Origin of the sequence: Streptomyces sp. DSM 15324 (assembly GCF_001514285.1) — a bacterium.
In the GTDB taxonomy this organism is placed as follows: Bacteria; Actinomycetota; Actinomycetes; order Streptomycetales; family Streptomycetaceae; genus Streptomyces.
Map to the genome: position 1 here is coordinate 426,758 of NZ_KQ949027.1, position 14,834 is coordinate 441,591.

The following is a 14,834-nucleotide window of genomic DNA, read 5'->3' on the forward strand; positions in this document are numbered from 1 at the left end:
TGGAGGCTGGGGTCGGAGGTCAGTGGGACGGTTGCCCGGCCTGGGTGGACTGGGGAGTCAGGACACGCCGGGTGGTGGTCTCCGTGTCATCTCCGGAGAACAGGTCGAGCTGAGGCGTCTGACGGATCGGGATCTCCTTGACGGCGCCGGCCAGTGGCCTCTTGTCCGCGTACGGGTGGACGCCCAGCATTCCGTGGCCGCCGTGACGGCGCCGGCGGCTCTGGCTCCGGCCCAGCACCGCCGAGAACAGGATGAGCAGCAGCATGCCCGTCCAGAGCAGCGTCATGGGGCTGGCGTAGTGCCGGAACCTGACCCAAAAGGAACTGGTGTCGTGCCAGGCGAACGTCTGGTTCTGCTTGACGGTGACGCCACCGTGGGCGCGCGTGGTGTCCACGGCGCTGGGGCCGACCCCCGAGATGACGTTGTACGAGACGAGGGAGTCGTCGACCGTCCCGACGAGACTGATCCCGTGGTTGGTGCCGTCCTGGATGGTGTTGCCGCGTATCTCGCCGGTCGAGTCCCGTAGGTAGATGCCGGTGTCGGCGTTCTCGACGATGTTGCCGGTGATCGTCGCGGCGGTCACGCCGTCGCGCACCGAGATGCCCTGCCTCGACTGGCCGACGAGGCGGTTGCCGGTGATGGCCACCTTGGTGGCGTCCTTGCGCGCCACGATGCCCATGTCGCCGCCCTCGACCCGGTTGTTCTGCACGCCCACGTCCGTGCCGCCGAAGATCTCGATCCCGTAGTGGCCGTTGTCCTTGGCGGTGCTGTCGGACACGGAGTTGGAGCCGTAACTGCTGATGGACTCGCCCGAGGCCGAGGGACCGTCGGCGAGCGGCCGGCCGCTGAGCGTGAAGCCGTTGCCGCCGTTGCCCGAGGCCGTGGCGCCACTGATCCGGACCTGCTCGGTGGCTCGGGCCAGCACGAAGCCGTCGCCGCCGTTGTCCTTGGAGACGGTCCGCTCGACCACCGCGTTGGTGACGAACCGGTGCAGGACCAGGCCGTGTTCCAGGCTCTCCTGCACCGTGCTGTCGCTGATGCTGACCCCGTTGGCACCGGAGATGAACAGGCCGTACGCGTTGCCCGTGAGCGTGGAGTGCCCGATCTCGGCGGAGACGTAGGAGAGGCTGGGCACCGAGAACCGGGTGTCCGGCGTGGCCAGCGATCCCGAGGGCCGGGCCACCACGTCACCGCTGCTCGCGTCCGAGGCCGAGGGCGCCTTCGACTCCCTGATGTTGCCGGTGTCGGGGCGGTCGGTTCCGGTGAGGCTCAGCCCTCCGGTGCGGCCGCTCCAGAAGCCGAGGTCGCTCACCTTGGCGTACGTCATGGAGAACTGGCCGCCGATGGCACGGATGTAGGCCCGGCCGTCCCGCACGTCCGTGTCCGGCTTCTTCTTCTTGACGTCCCAGGCGGTGATCCGCAGGGGCGCCTGCGGGGTGCCCTCCAGGGTGAGCCGGCCGCCGAAGGACACGATGCTGACGAAGCCCCTGTTGCTGCTGGCCATCCGCAGGGTGAGTCCGCCGGGGTTGGACAGCTTCAGCTTGGCGCCGGCGTTGAGATAGAGGTTCTCGGTCAGCAGATACGAACCGTCCTGCTCGCGGACGAAGGTCTGCGGGGCCAGTTCGAGCAGGTCGGAGATGGTGTAGGCGTTGCTGCGCTGGGTCAGGACCAGGGTGTAGCCGCTGCCGGTGTCCAGTCGGTACGGGGCCTTCCACTGCCCGCCCTTGAGGGGGGCGACGGCGGCCACCGCGCGGACCTGGTCGAGGCGGTGGTCCTCCGCGGCCACGAGCGCGGTCTCGTTCTCCGCGTCCGTGGCGTTGACCTGGGGCTTGTCGTCTCCGTCGGCGGCCGGGGCGCCTGGGGCGGAGACGAGGAGCGCACCGGCGGCGAGGGCCAGCACCACGGCTCCGCGCAGGCCCGCCGAGAGGTGATGACGGGTCATGACTGGGACACCTCCTGCCACGAGGCCGTGGCGGTCCGGGCCGCGCCGCCGAGGGACGCCGAGTCCTGTCCCTCGCCACCGACGCTGTCGCTGGTACGGGTCAGCCAGCCCTGCTTGTTCATGGTGACGAAGGCGTACAGCTTGATCGGCAACGAGATCATGATGACGACGAGGGCCAGCACCGGCAGCAGCAGAACCTCCTGCGGGTGTCTGCGCAGATGGGAGTAGCCACGGATACCGCGCCCCACGAGCAGCCAGATCAGCACGAGGACGATGCCCCGGCCGGTCAGCTCCAGACGGCTGAAGATCAGATACCCGAGCGCCATGCCCATCGTCACCGGCGTCAGCAGGATCTGCAGCACGGTGATCTTGGTGACCAGGGGGACCCGCCAGAGCCAGCCCTTGTACGCGGCGGTCAGATAGCAGCGGTAGGAGTTCCGGCTCCAGCGCACCCGCTGCTTGACGAAGGCGCGGAAGGAGGAGGGGAACATGGAGATCGCCCGCGCGGAGGACTGGTGCACGGTCTGATAGCCGGACGCCAGCACCAGCCAGGTCAGCCGTCCGTCGTCGCCGGCGACGCAGCGCCGGCCCAGGAAGAACTCGTTCTCCAGGTTGTCGAGGACGGGCTCGATCGCGGCCCGCCGATAGGCCGCCGTACGACCGGACAGGCAGGCCACGGCACCGGCGCGGCCCATGGCCGGGACGTAGTCGTAGTAGCGGAGGTTGACCAGCCAGTCGGCGATGCGCCGCCAGATGCTGGTCGTGCGCTGGTAGACGTTCTGCTGGGTGCCGACGCCGCCGACCGCGGGGTCGACGAACGGCATCTGTACGGCGGCCAGAAGCCCCGGCTCCCAGCGGGTGTCCGAGTCCACCAGCACCACGAGCTCGCTCGTCGCGGCGCGGATGCCCACACCCAGCGCCGACCGCTTGCCGCGGTGCTCGAACGCCAGCACCCGGACCCGGGGATCCTGCACCAGCGCCAGGCGGCGCAGGACCTCGGTGTCCTCCACGTCCGGGACGATGATGACCTCGGTCGGGTCCTGGGCGAGCCAGGTGTGCAGGCAGTCCACCAGGATGTCCGCGTCCTCGCGGTACGCCGGGACCACCACGGACACCGTGGTCCGGTAGTTGTTCACCACGGGCTTGGCGAACCGGGAGAGCACCGCCCGGTAGAGCCACAGCCCCCAGACGAACGCTCCGGCGATGCCCAGCGGCATCACCTCACGCCATGACGTCTCGGCGGTCACCGTGACTACCCATGACCAGAAATCGTCGAAGAAGCTCGACACGAACTCAGACCCCCCAGCCGGAGCGATGCCCAAACATGTGGGCGAAATGTGCGACGTTCGCGCTCTACACGGCGAAATCTAGAGCCGAGTTGATCCCTCTCGACACACGGGCAACACAGAATTCACTTGCCTCACCCATGAAGCCTCCACAAATGGGGCACACCTTGAGCGAACAGCCCGCCATCACATGGCACGCGCCGAACCGCCGACCAAATAACTGATGCACCGTCACATGTACTGCGCCGTAAGGCACTTGAGTCTATTCCGGTGGCACATCACCCCCTACCGCCACCCCTCGCGGCCAGACCTCCGGCGACCTGCACAGAAGGACATTTCATGTGATGCACATCACAAATCTTGGTGACCCGGGCTGGTGAGCGCCTGACACACACAGCTCACCAAAACGCCATTTGCGCGACGGAGTTGTGCACGAAAGCGCGCGGCAGCGAGGACTTCGGTCACGAGAGGGCGGGCGCCGGGCGTCCGGGCGGGCCACCGACACCCTGGCCGACCCGACCGCACGCGCGCGGATCCAGCCCTGCGAGGACCTGCTGGAGAAGCACGGCGTGCCGCCCGATGAGGCCGCGCCGGCCCGGCTCCTCGCCCGGCCGGGCGGGACGGGTCCGAGCGTCGGCCCGCGCACCGCCGAACAGCTCGACTCCGCGAGCCGCGCGGTCGGGCTGGAGCCGAGCGAGGGTCTGCTGGAGGGCCTGGACGAGATCTTCTCAGGGCCGGGGCGGGCCCGGGGCCGTCCCCGGAGGCCTTCGCCTGGTAGGTCTGGGGGCGCAAGGGCAGGGGGAACCGCGCGTCCGGCCACCGCGGGCCCGCACCTGCGGGCGACGCGCAGCCCCCGCCTCTACCTACCGAGCGCCGCGGCCAGGGCGACGACGACGAACATCAACACAAGCGCACCGGCCATGATCCGGTTCCGGGTCTTCGGGTCCACGCATCGAGCCTAACCGGCCCCGCCGAGAGCCCAGCGCCCGACCGGCTCGTATCGCGGCTGCTCCCCCGGCACGCCGGACCGCGGCAGCCGGCTGCGGACCAGGACCAGGTCCCGCACGGTCCAGGTCCGCCCCCGGAAGCCGTGCAGCGTCTCGACGTACGGCTCCACGTCCACCGCGTCGCGGCTGCGGGCCAGCGTGAGGTGGGCCTTGTAGCGGCGGTGCTCCCCCATGTCCAGGCCCGCCTTGCGTGCCGCCGCCTCCGCCCGGTCGGCCAGCAGGCGCAGGGCCGGCAGGTCTCCCGCCGCCCCCGCCCACAGCGCCCGGCCGTGCCCGAACTGCCCCCCGCCCCGCACGGCCAGCTCGAAGGGCGCGCAGCGCCCGGCCGTCCGCTCCAGCCGTGCCGACAGCCGCGGTACGACGTCGTCGTCGACCTCGCCGTAGAACGCGAGCGTGAAGTGCCAGCCGTCCGGGCCGGTCCACCGCAGGCCCTCCGCGCCGGGCAGCCTGCGCAACACGCTCACCTCGGTGGCGAGTTCATGGACGACGTCAGCCGGGGGCAGCACGGCGGCGAAGAGTCTCATGGGACCAGTCTGTCGGGCGGTGTCCCGGACACCGTGCGTATCGTTGTACTGCGCGGCGGCACTGGTCCATCGGGGTCGCCGGGGAGGAGCGCCACCATGACCGTCCTGGACGACAGGATCGAGATGGCCGAGAGCGGTGAAGAACTCACACTCGACACGATGTTCGAGTGGCTGGAGAAGATGCCCATCCCCGAGGGATACAAGACGGAGATCGTCGGGGGGAGCATCTGTATGGCGCCGCAACGGGACACCCACCGGGAGATCATCGCCGCCCTCTACGATCAGCTGCGCGCCCGGTACCCCCGCCGACGGCTGAAGTCCGACGTCCGCATCGACTACCCCGGACACCTCAACGGATTCGCGACCGACGTCACACTGCTGGCCGAGCACGCGCAACGGGATGCCAGGGGCCGCTGGCGCTGTCAGGACGTCGAACTCGTCGCCGAGGTGATCTCCAAGGACACCGCACACAACGACTACGGGCCGAAGAAGAGCGCCTACGCCGCCGCCGAGGTGCCGGTGTACCTGATCGTCGACCCCTACAAGGGCAAGTGGTACCTGTACACCCTGCCGAAGGACGGCGAGTACCACGGTGAGGTGAGCCTCGGCTTCGGCGACGAGATCGACCTGACCGGGTCCGTCGTCGGGCTCGTCCTCAAGACCGACGAGTTCCCTCGCGACTGACCCAGCCGGTCCCGTCACCCCACGGTGGCCGGCTCCCCGCTCTTCCTCGGGACGAACCGCACCCGGGGGTGGCCGTGGTGCCAGCCGACCGTCAGGCGCAGGTTGCCGACGCGGGCCAGGACCAGGCCGACGGTGACCGCGGCCGCCGCGGCGATCGCGCCGCCCACCGCGAGGCCGGCGCGGACGCCGTACGCGTCGGTGATCCAGCCCGCTATGGGGGCGCCGACGGGCGAGCCGCCGAGGAACACCATCATGTAGAGGGCCATGACCCGGCCGCGCATGGCGGGGTCGGTGCCCATCTGGATACTGGTGTTGGCGGTGACGTTGATCGTCATGCCGAACATCCCGATCGGCGCCATGAGCAGGGCGAACAGCCAGAGCGAGGGGGCCGTCGCGGCGAGGATCTCCATCGCGCCGAAGAGCACCGCCGCCCCGATCATGACCCGCATCCGGGCCGTGCCGCGCCGGGCGGCGAGCAGGGCGCCGGCGAGCGAGCCGACCGCCATCAGGGTGTTGAAGAGGCTGTAGGAGCCGGCTCCGGCGTGGAAGACGTCGTCGGCGAAGGCCGAGAGGTACACGGGGAAGTTGAAGCCGAAGGTGCCGACGAACCCGACCAGGACGATCGTCCAGATCAGGTCGGGGCGGCCCGCCACGTAGTGGAGGCCCTCCCTGAGCTGGCCCTTGCCGCGGGGGGCGCGCTCGACGGCGTACAGCTCGCGGGCGCGCATCAGCAGCAGGCCCGCGATGGGCGCGACGAACGACAGGCCGTTGAAGAGGAAGGCCCAGCCGGTGCCGACGCCGGTGATCATCAGGCCGGCGACGGCGGGGCCGACCAGCCGGGCCGACTGGAAGTTCGCCGAGTTCAGGCTGACCGCGTTCTGGAGCTGGCCGGGGCCGACCATCTCGGAGACGAAGGACTGGCGGGCCGGGTTGTCGACGACGGTGGCGAGGCCGACGGCGAAGGCGGCGAGGTAGACGTGCCAGACCTGGACGTGGCCGGAGAGGGTGAGCGCGGCGAGTGCGATGCCGGTGACGGCCATCGCGGACTGGGTGACCAGCAGCGTGCGGCGCCTCGGCAGGCGGTCGACGAGGACCCCGCCGTAGAGGCCGAGGAACAGCATCGGCAGGAACTGCAGGGCCGTGGTGACGCCGACGGCGGTGGCGGAGCCGGTGAGGCTCAGGACCAGCCAGTCCTGTGCGATCCGCTGCATCCAGGTGCCGATGTTCGAGACGACCTGGCCGGCGAAGAACAGGCGGTAGTTCCTGACCCTCAGCGAGCTGAACATCGAGGATCCGGTCGCAGGGGCGGGGGTGTCGGGGGCGGGCTGGGGGTTGGGGGTGGTCGGTGCGGGGGCGGAGTCTGCTCCGGGTCCCGTACTCAACAGGGTTCGCCTCCTCAACTACTGCGCGTTACAGGTGTGCGAGCTTCTCCAGCACGGGGGCGGCGGCGCGCAGTTTCGCCCACTCGTCCTCGTCGAGACCGTCGACCAGGGTGGCCAGGAAGGCGTTCCGCTTGCGGCGGCTCTCCTCGAGCATGGTCTCGGCCTGCTCGGTCCGGGTGACGACCTTCTGGCGCCGGTCCTCGGGGTGCGGCTCCAGCCGGACCAGGCCCTTGGCCTCCAGCAGCGCCACGATGCGGGTCATCGAGGGCGGCTGGACGTGTTCCTTGCGGGCGAGTTCGCCCGGGGTGGCGCTGCCGCAGAGCGAGAGGGTGCCGAGCACCGACATCTCGGTGGGGCTCAGCGACTCGTCGACCCGCTGGTGTTTGAGCCGGCGGGAGAGCCGCATCACTGCGGACCGGAGCGAGTTCACGGCGGCCACGTCGTCGCCATGGGTGAGGTCAGGCATCTCTTTAGCGTAACTCATTACTCTGGCTAAACAAGCTGGGGCGCGCCAGGATTCCCGTGACCCTGGCCACGGAAACCGCTTCGTCACTCGAACGAGTGAGACGCGCGGGGAAAGTCACTGACGAACGGCACGGTGCGGCGACCCTCGACTCATGGGGACCACTGTGCTCAGCCTGCGGATAGACGAGGAGCTGCTCGAACGGCTCCGACAGCACGCCGCCAAACGCGGAATGAGCGTCCAGGACTATGTCGTCCAGACGCTCATTCGCGATGACTTCGACCAGCGCTTCCAGTCGGCCGTCGAGGAGACCGAGAAGTTCTACGGGCTCACCTGAGCCGCCCCGGTCAGGTCAGCCCGAGGGCCGGCATCAGGTAGTAGAACGTGAAGACCGCCGAGACCACGTACATCGGGACCGGGATCTCGCGGGGCCGGCCGGCCACCAGGCGCAGCAGCACGAAGGTGATGAAGCCCATGCCGATGCCGTTGGTGATGGAGTAGGTGAACGGCATCATCACCATCGTGACGAAGGCCGGGATGGCGATCGTGTAGTCGGCCCAGTCGATCTCCTTGACCGAGTTCGCCAGGATCATGAAGCCCACCGCGAGCAGCGCGGGTGTGGCGGCCTGGGACGGGACCATGGTGGCGACCGGCGTGAGGAACAGCGCGGCGGTGAAGAGGCCGCCCGTGACGAGGTTCGCGAAACCGGTGCGGGCGCCCTCACCGACCCCGGCCGTGGACTCCACGAACGCGGTGGTGGCCGAGGAGGAGCTGGCGCCGCCGGCGGCCACGGCGAGACCGTCGACGAAGAGGACCTTGTTGACGCCGGGCATCTCGCCCTTGGCGTCGGTCAGCTTCGCCTCGTCGGAGACGCCCATGATCGTGCCCATCGCGTCGAAGAAGCACGACAGCAGGACCGTGAAGACGAACAGCACGCCGGTCAGCACGCCGACCTCGCCGAAGCCGCCGAACAGGCTGACGTCGCCGATCAGCCCGAAGTCGGGGGTGGCGACCGGGTTGCCGGGCCACTCGGGGATGGTCAGGCCCCAGGACGGGACGTCCGCGACCGCGTTGATGACCAGCGCGAGGACGGTCATGGCGACGATCGAGATCAGGATCGCGCCCGGGACCTTGCGGACGATCAGGGCGAGGGTGAGCAGCGCGCCCAGGATGAAGACGAGGACCGGCCAGCCGACCAGATGGCCGTCGGTGCCGAGCTGGAGCGGGACGGTGGTGTGGGCGGCGTCCGGGATGCGCGTGACGAAACCGGAGTCCACCAGGCCGATCAGCATGATGAACAGGCCGATACCGATCGAGATGGCCTTGCGCAGCCCGAAGGGGACCGCGTTCATGACGCGCTCGCGCAGACCGGTGGCGACCAGCAGCATGACGACGAGACCGGCCAGCACGACCATGCCCATGGCGTCCGGCCAGGACATCCGGGGGGCGAGCTGGAGCGCGACCACCGAGTTCACACCGAGCCCCGCCGCCAGCGCGATCGGCACATTGCCGATGACGCCCATGAGGAGCGTGGTGAAGGCCGCGGTCACACAGGTGGCGGTGACGAGCTGGCCGTTGTCGAGCTGATGACCGTACATGTCCTTCGCGCTGCCGAGGATGATCGGGTTCAGCACGATGATGTACGCCATCGCGAAAAAGGTGGCGAAACCGCCCCGGATCTCGCGGGGCAGGGAGCTGCCGCGCTCGGAGATCTTGAAGTAGCGGTCGAGTGCGCCGTAGGCGGGCCCGGCTCCCGGCTGTTCAGGGGCGGGGACCTTGGCGGGGGCCGAGGTGGACATGTATTTAGTGTTTCCTACGAAGAGAAGTGGCCAGACTCAAACCGTTTCAGTATGAACATATGGCGATGCGATCAGCCATCTTCGCGCGTAGATGTGACCACCTCGTAAGCTGTCCCCATGGCGAAGTGGACACCGAAGCATGAGGCGCCGGAGCCCCTGGAGGGGCCCGTGGTCCCGGTCATCACCGGCGGCACGATCATCTGGTTCGTCCTCTTCCTCGTACAGCTCCCCTTCTACGGCTGGTTCGACGACCACGGCCATCTGTGGTGGCTGTGGACCTGTCTGGCCGGGGCCGCGCTGGGCCTCCTCGGCATCCGGATCACCCGCAGCCGGGACGCGGCGATCAAGCGGGCGCGGGCGGCCGCGGAGGGCGAGCCGGTGCCGGGGACCGGGCAGACGCACGAGACCGAGCAGGCCCCCGCCGAGTAGCCGCTGCGCGGCCCTCTCTTCGGCCCGGTGGGACAAAGCCCCCTACACCCGGCGCACTACCCCGCTCTCCCCCGCTCCTCCCCAGGTCGGATCTTCCGGGACTCCGGGGGGTGAACCCCCCGATCCGCACGTACCGTCGAATCCATGACCGACATCGACGCGTCCGCCACCGCGCCGGCGGCGACCGGACTCACCGCCGCCCAGGTCGCGGAGCGCGTCGCGCGCGGTCAGGTGAACGACGTCCCCGTACGCAGCAGCCGGTCCGTCGGCGAGATCGTCCGGGCGAACGTGTTCACCCGGTTCAACGCGATCATCGGCGTCCTGTGGCTGATCGTGCTCGTCGTCGCCCCCTTCCAGGACGGCCTGTTCGGGTTCGTCATCCTCGCCAACACCGGGATCGGGATCATCCAGGAGTGGCGGGCCAAACAGACCCTGGACTCCCTCGCCGTCATCGGGGAGGTCCGCCCCACCGTGCGCCGGGACGGGAAGGCCGTCAAGCTGGCCACCTCCGACCTCGTCCTGGACGACCTGGTCGAGATCGGCCCCGGGGACAAGGTCGTCGTCGACGGGGTGTGCGTCGAGGCGGACGGGCTGGAGATCGACGAGTCCCTGCTCACCGGTGAGGCCGACCCGGTGGTCAAGCGCCCCGGCGACCAGGTCATGTCCGGCAGCTTCGTGGTGGCCGGCGGCGGCGCCTTCCGGGCCACCAGGGTGGGACGGCAGGCGTACGCCGCCCAGCTCGCCGAGGAGGCCTCCCGGTTCACCCTCGTCCACTCCGAGCTGCGCTCCGGCATCTCCACGATCCTCAAGTACGTGACGTGGATGATGATCCCGGCCGCGATCGGCCTGGTCGTCACCCAGCTCTTCGTGCAGAACCACGACCTGAAGGAGTCCGTCGCCCGGACGGTCGGCGGGATCGTCCCGATGGTCCCCGAGGGACTGGTCCTGCTCACCTCCGTCGCCTTCGCGATCGGCGTGATCCGGCTCGGCCGCAAGCAGTGCCTGGTGCAGGAACTGCCCGCCATCGAGGGCCTCGCCCGCGTCGACACCGTCTGCCTGGACAAGACCGGCACCCTCACCGAGGGCGGCATGGACGTCACCGAGCTGCGCGCCCTCGACGGCGCCGACGAGGCGTACCTGCGCCAGGTGCTCGGCGCGCTCGGCGAGTCCGACCCCCGGCCGAACGCCTCCCTGCGGGCCATCCTCGACGCCTACCCGGACGCCGAGAAGTGGCGCTGCACGGAGGCCCTCCCCTTTTCCTCCGCCCGCAAGTACAGCGGCGCCACCTTCAGCGAGGGCGACGGCGAGAGCAGCACCTGGCTGCTGGGCGCGCCCGACGTGCTGCTCGACGACGCGGACCCGGCTCTCGCCGAGACCGGGCGGCTCAACGAGCAGGGGCTGCGGGTGCTGCTGCTCGCCCGGGCCGTACGGGGCCTGGACGATCCCCGTGTCGCCGAGGGAGCGGGCGCGGTCGCCCTCGTCGTCCTGGAACAGCGGCTGCGGCCCGACGCGGCGGACACCCTGCGCTACTTCGCCGAGCAGGACGTCCGCGCCAAGGTGATCTCCGGGGACAACGCGGTGTCGGTCGGGGCGGTGGCCGCCAAGCTGGGGCTGCGGGGCCGTACGGTCGACGCGCGACGGCTGCCCGCGGAGCGCGAGCCGATGGCCGCGGCCCTCGACGAGGGCACGGTGTTCGGGCGGGTCACCCCACAGCAGAAGCGGGACATGGTGGGCGCGCTCCAGTCCCGGGGCCGCACCGTCGCGATGACCGGCGACGGCGTCAACGACGTGCTCGCGCTCAAGGACGCGGACATCGGTGTCGCGATGGGGTCGGGCTCGGAGGCGACCCGGGCCGTCGCGCAGATCGTGCTGCTGGACAACAGCTTCGCCGCCCTGCCGTCGGTGGTGGCCGAGGGGCGGCGGGTGATCGGCAACATCACCCGGGTCGCGACGCTGTTCCTGGTGAAGACGGTGTACTCGGTGCTGCTGGCGCTGCTGGTGGTGGGCTGGCAGGTGGAGTACCCCTTCCTGCCCCGGCACGTCACCCTGCTGTCCACCCTCACGATCGGCGTCCCGGCGTTCTTCCTCGCCCTCGCCCCCAACAGGGAACGCGCCCGGCCGCACTTCGTACGGCGGGTCATGCGGTACTCGCTCCCGGGCGGGCTGCTGGCCGGGGTCGCCACCTTCGTGTCCTACCTGGCCGCCCGGCACTACTACAGCGGGGCGGGGGCCCTGGAGGCGGAGACCAGTGTCGCCACCCTCACGCTGTTCCTGATCTCCATGTGGGTGCTGGCGATCGTGGCGCGGCCGTACACCTGGTGGCGGGTGCTGCTGGTCGCCTCGATGGGCGCGGCGTTCCTGGTGGTGCTGGTGGTGCCGTGGCTCCAGGACTTCTTCGCGCTGCGGCTGGTGGGGATGACGATGCCGTGGATCGGGGTGGGGATCGCGGCGGTCGCGGCGGTCGGCCTGGAGCTCGTGTGGAGGGGGGTCGACCGCCGCGGTTCCGACTGAGGGGCGGAGAGGTTACTGGACGTCGATGTAGTCCGCCGCCGAGTTCACCGGGGCCGTCGTCGAGGATCCCGCGAAGACATAGCGGTAGTAGCCGTCCGCGGACGCCGTGACCGTGGTCTTCAGGGTGCCCGTGGAGCTGGTCGTGACGGTCTTGACCGTCGTGTAGGCGGTCGCGCCCTTCTTCTTGAACTGGAGCTTCACCGACTGGGTGCCGTAGCCCGCGTACGTGTTGGTGTCCCAGTTGGCGCGGGAGAGCTTGCCGGAGACCGTGAGGGTCTTGCCCTTCTTCACCGGCTCGGGGGTGGCGTCGGCGGTGAGGGTGGCGCGGCGCAGCAGCTTGGTGGTGCCGAGGCCGCCCTGGTAGGTGACGCCGCCGCCCGCGTTGACCGCGAAGGCGCCCAGCTTCCAGCTGCCGGCGTCGGCGTTGGTCAGGTCGATGTCGACGTCGGAGGACTTCGGGCGGAACTGGATCTTCGCCGTGCACTTCAGGACGGTCGAGGAGGACGTGGTGCAGGTGGCGACGTCGTCACCGGCGAGCCCGTCGGAGTCGTCGCCGAGGGTGGTGCCGCGGTAGAGCACCGGCATGCTCGCGAAGGTGTTCGGGTCCAGGCTCGCGGGCTTGGTCACCGTGTAGGCGGCCGTGACGGTGAGCGTCGTCGTGGGGCCGACCACGATGTTCTTGCCGCTGTTGACCTTCAGGCCGGAGAAGGTGACCGCGGGACCGGCCGGGGCGGCCTGCGCGGCGGGCACGGCGAGGGCGGTCAGGGCCACGGCGCCGGAGGCCGCGAGGACGAGGGCGCGTATGCGCATGTGCGTTCCCCATGAGGAGAGAAGTGATCTCGGGAGTCTGTTGACTCACCTGCGTAGATCCGTGGCTCCTGGGGCGGGTTGTACGGGAAAAGGTAAGGAGAGGGGAAGAACGCCTTCCCCTCTCCTTCTCTCGTTCTTCGTGCCCTCGCGGGTTACTGCGCGTCGACGAAGTCGGCGGCGGAGGTGACCGGAGCGGTCGTGGTGGTGCCGGCGAAGACGTAGCGGTAGTAGCCGTCCGCGGAGGCCGTGACCGTGGTCTTCAGGAGGCCGGTGGAGCCGGACTTGATGGTCTTCACCGTCGTGTAGGCGGTCGCGCCCTTCTTCTTGAACTGGAGCTTCACCGACTGGGACGCGTAACCGGCGTTCTTGTTGGTGTCCCAGTTGGCCCGCGCGAGCTTGCCGGTGATCGTGAGCTTCGTGCCCGCCTCCACCGGCTCCGGGGCGGCGTCGGTGGTGAGGGTGGCCTTGCGGAGGACCTTGGTGGCGCCGAGGTTGCTCAGCGGGGTGACGCCACCGGTGTTCATGTCGATCGCGGCCCCGCCGATCTTCCACGCGCCCGCGTGGGCGTTCGTCAGGTCGCCGTAGTCGGTGTTGTCGGTCGGCCGGAACTGGATCTTCGCCGTGCACTTGAGCACGGTCGAGGAGGACGTCGTGCAGGTGCCCGGCTCGTCACCGCCCCAGACGTCCTTGTCCGGGGTGTCCAGCGTGAGCGCGGCACCGCGGTAGAGGACCGGGAAGGTGAAGAGGGAGGCCGCGCTCTGGCTCGCGGACTTGGTGACGGTGTAGCTCGCCGAGACGGTGACCTTCGTGGTGGGACCGACGACGATGTTCTTGCCGCCGTTGATCTTCACGTTGGAGAAGGTGACGGCGGGACCGGCCGGCGGGGCCGGCGCGGCCTGGGCGGCCGGAACGGCGAGAGCGGTGAGAGCGACGGCGCCGGTGGCGGCGACGACGAGAGCGCGAACGCGCATGATGGTGTTCCCCTTGTGCAGAGAAGTGCGGATGACTGGGTGTGCTGTGCTCACTTGACGTCGACGAAGTCGCCCGCGGCGTTGACCGCCGGGGTCGTCGAGGTGCCCGCGAAGCTGTAGCGGAAGTAACCGTCCACCGACGCCTTGACCGTGGCCTTGAGGGTGCCGGTGGAGCTGGTCCTGATGGTCCTCAGGGTGGTGTAGGTGGAGCTGCCCTTCTTGCGGAACTGCAGCTTCACCGGCTGGCTCGCGTAGCCGTGGTACTTGTTGTCGTCCCAGTTGGCGCGGGTCAGCTTGCCCGTGACGGTGATGGTCCTGCCCTTCTTCACCGGCTCGGGGGAGGCGTCGACGGTCAGCTTGGAGAGGCGCTGGAGCCTGGTGGTGGCGAGCTTGTCCTGCTCGGCGTAGCCGACCTTGGACCAGTCGACGTCGTCGATGTCGACGCCGAGCTGGTCGTTGAAGTCGATGACGTAGCCGCCGGCCTTCCAGGAGGTGGCGTCGACGTTGTCCAGCTCCTGGCCCGGGTAGACGTCGATGGTCCCCTTGCAGCCGGCGACCGTGGACGAGGTGGCCGTGCAGGTCGGCCAGTCGTCGCCCCACAGCACCTTGGCCGGCGCGTCGTAGGCGGTTCCGCGGTAGATCTCGACGTCCAGGAAGACGTCGGGTGCCGCGAGGTCGAAGGCCGCGTCGTGCGTGACCTTGTACGTCACCGGCACACTCACGTGGCCGCTGGTGCCCGCGACGATCGGCTTGCCGTTGTTGATCTTCACGGCCGAGAAGGTGATGTTCAGCGGGTACGGGACACCGTCGGCTGCGGGAGTCGCCCCGGTGAAGGCCGTCTTGCCCGAGGCGGCCTGCGCCGCGGCGGCCGCCTTCCGGACGTCGTCCTTCCCGAAAGAGGACCCGCCCGCGGCCTGGGCGGCCGGGACGGCGAGGGCGGAGAGAGCCAGGGCGCCGCAGACGGCGGCCACGGTGGCACGGATGTGCATGCAATCCCCCGGTGCAGGAGGACCCTGGCTGCGGCCG

The 14,834-nt window shown here is 69.7% G+C and carries 13 protein-coding genes and 1 pseudogene; 5 read left to right on the forward strand and 9 right to left on the reverse strand.

Translation table 11 applies throughout. The annotated features are described in order from the left end of the window. Nucleotides 1–19: 19 nt before the first annotated feature. Both AQJ58_RS18675 and AQJ58_RS18680 read right to left on the reverse strand, forming a co-directional pair. On the reverse strand, nt 20–1,942 hold the full coding sequence (locus AQJ58_RS18675; protein ID WP_234360091.1) for a right-handed parallel beta-helix repeat-containing protein: 1,923 nt from the start codon (nt 1,940–1,942) through the stop codon (nt 20–22). Then, nucleotides 1,939–3,189 (reverse strand): glycosyltransferase family 2 protein, encoded by a 1,251-nt coding sequence (locus tag AQJ58_RS18680; protein WP_234360092.1) that lies wholly within the window; start codon nt 3,187–3,189, stop codon nt 1,939–1,941. The genes AQJ58_RS18675 and AQJ58_RS18680 overlap by 4 nt, the downstream gene beginning before the upstream one ends. A 506-nt stretch (nt 3,190–3,695) precedes the next feature. Here AQJ58_RS18680 and AQJ58_RS40930 point away from each other — a divergent pair. After that, nucleotides 3,696–4,006, forward strand: a pseudogene (locus AQJ58_RS40930) (aldo/keto reductase); the annotation flags it as partial. Between the two features lie 180 nt (nt 4,007–4,186). Here AQJ58_RS40930 and thpR read toward each other — a convergent pair. Further along, nucleotides 4,187–4,759 carry an RNA 2',3'-cyclic phosphodiesterase gene (gene thpR, locus AQJ58_RS18690; protein ID WP_067251507.1) on the reverse strand — a complete coding sequence of 191 codons (573 nt, stop codon included), beginning with the start codon at nt 4,757–4,759 and terminating at the stop codon, nt 4,187–4,189. Between the two features lie 96 nt (nt 4,760–4,855). Between thpR and AQJ58_RS18695 the strand changes: the two genes are divergently transcribed. Next, nucleotides 4,856–5,443: a Uma2 family endonuclease gene (locus AQJ58_RS18695; protein ID WP_067251509.1), complete on the forward strand. Its 588-nt coding sequence runs from the start codon at nt 4,856–4,858 to the stop codon at nt 5,441–5,443. 14 nt (nt 5,444–5,457) lie between these two features. On the opposite strand, the gene AQJ58_RS18700 is transcribed toward AQJ58_RS18695, so the two are convergent. Together AQJ58_RS18700 and AQJ58_RS18705 are read right to left on the reverse strand one after the other, a co-directional pair. Then, nucleotides 5,458–6,825 (reverse strand): MFS transporter, encoded by a 1,368-nt coding sequence (locus tag AQJ58_RS18700; protein ID WP_107122079.1) that lies wholly within the window; start codon nt 6,823–6,825, stop codon nt 5,458–5,460. A 28-nt stretch (nt 6,826–6,853) separates the two neighbouring features. After that, nucleotides 6,854–7,291, reverse strand: a complete 438-nt coding sequence (locus AQJ58_RS18705; protein WP_067251513.1) for a MarR family winged helix-turn-helix transcriptional regulator — start codon at nt 7,289–7,291, stop codon at nt 6,854–6,856. Between the two features lie 151 nt (nt 7,292–7,442). On the opposite strand from AQJ58_RS18705, the gene AQJ58_RS18710 reads away from it, so the two are divergent. Beyond that, nucleotides 7,443–7,625, forward strand: coding sequence for a CopG family antitoxin (locus tag AQJ58_RS18710; protein WP_067251515.1), 183 nt, complete (start codon nt 7,443–7,445; stop codon nt 7,623–7,625). Between the two features lie 10 nt (nt 7,626–7,635). Here the strand turns inward: AQJ58_RS18710 and AQJ58_RS18715 are convergent, their stop codons facing one another. Continuing rightward, the gene (locus AQJ58_RS18715; RefSeq protein WP_067251517.1) at nt 7,636–9,087 is read right to left on the reverse strand and encodes an NCS2 family permease; all 1,452 of its coding nucleotides are present in this window, start codon (nt 9,085–9,087) and stop codon (nt 7,636–7,638) included. Between the two features lie 117 nt (nt 9,088–9,204). Here AQJ58_RS18715 and AQJ58_RS18720 point away from each other — a divergent pair, with 117 nt between their 5' ends. Both AQJ58_RS18720 and AQJ58_RS18725 read left to right on the forward strand, forming a co-directional pair. Then, the gene (locus AQJ58_RS18720; protein ID WP_067251519.1) at nt 9,205–9,516 is read left to right on the forward strand and encodes a DUF2530 domain-containing protein; all 312 of its coding nucleotides are present in this window, start codon (nt 9,205–9,207) and stop codon (nt 9,514–9,516) included. A 144-nt stretch (nt 9,517–9,660) separates the two neighbouring features. Then, nucleotides 9,661–12,027 carry a cation-translocating P-type ATPase gene (locus AQJ58_RS18725; protein WP_067251521.1) on the forward strand — a complete coding sequence of 789 codons (2,367 nt, stop codon included), beginning with the start codon at nt 9,661–9,663 and terminating at the stop codon, nt 12,025–12,027. Nucleotides 12,028–12,039: 12 nt separating this feature from the next. Here AQJ58_RS18725 and AQJ58_RS18730 read toward each other — a convergent pair whose 3' ends face one another. From AQJ58_RS18730 to AQJ58_RS18740, 3 genes are all read right to left on the reverse strand, one after another. Further along, complete coding sequence (locus tag AQJ58_RS18730; RefSeq protein WP_067251523.1) at nt 12,040–12,837, reverse strand: hypothetical protein; 798 nt, start codon at nt 12,835–12,837, stop codon at nt 12,040–12,042. A 152-nt stretch (nt 12,838–12,989) separates the two neighbouring features. Further along, on the reverse strand, nt 12,990–13,808 hold the full coding sequence (locus AQJ58_RS18735; protein WP_067251525.1) for a hypothetical protein: 819 nt from the start codon (nt 13,806–13,808) through the stop codon (nt 12,990–12,992). Between the two features lie 50 nt (nt 13,809–13,858). Continuing rightward, nucleotides 13,859–14,797, reverse strand: coding sequence for a hypothetical protein (locus AQJ58_RS18740; RefSeq protein WP_067251527.1), 939 nt, complete (start codon nt 14,795–14,797; stop codon nt 13,859–13,861). Nucleotides 14,798–14,834 lie beyond the last annotated feature (37 nt).

Coding starts and splice junctions, on each gene's coding strand:
- AQJ58_RS18710 (WP_067251515.1), top strand. CDS start 7,443: ATGGGGACCACTGTGCTCAGCCTGCGGATAGACGAGGAGCTGCTCGAA.
- AQJ58_RS18740 (WP_067251527.1), bottom strand. CDS start 14,797: ATGCACATCCGTGCCACCGTGGCCGCCGTCTGCGGCGCCCTGGCTCTC.
- AQJ58_RS18725 (WP_067251521.1), top strand. CDS start 9,661: ATGACCGACATCGACGCGTCCGCCACCGCGCCGGCGGCGACCGGACTC.
- AQJ58_RS18720 (WP_067251519.1), top strand. CDS start 9,205: ATGGCGAAGTGGACACCGAAGCATGAGGCGCCGGAGCCCCTGGAGGGG.
- thpR (WP_067251507.1), bottom strand. CDS start 4,759: ATGAGACTCTTCGCCGCCGTGCTGCCCCCGGCTGACGTCGTCCATGAA.
- AQJ58_RS18675 (WP_234360091.1), bottom strand. CDS start 1,942: ATGACCCGTCATCACCTCTCGGCGGGCCTGCGCGGAGCCGTGGTGCTG.
- AQJ58_RS18730 (WP_067251523.1), bottom strand. CDS start 12,837: ATGCGCATACGCGCCCTCGTCCTCGCGGCCTCCGGCGCCGTGGCCCTG.
- AQJ58_RS18735 (WP_067251525.1), bottom strand. CDS start 13,808: ATGCGCGTTCGCGCTCTCGTCGTCGCCGCCACCGGCGCCGTCGCTCTC.
- AQJ58_RS18705 (WP_067251513.1), bottom strand. CDS start 7,291: ATGCCTGACCTCACCCATGGCGACGACGTGGCCGCCGTGAACTCGCTC.
- AQJ58_RS18695 (WP_067251509.1), top strand. CDS start 4,856: ATGACCGTCCTGGACGACAGGATCGAGATGGCCGAGAGCGGTGAAGAA.
- AQJ58_RS18715 (WP_067251517.1), bottom strand. CDS start 9,087: ATGTCCACCTCGGCCCCCGCCAAGGTCCCCGCCCCTGAACAGCCGGGA.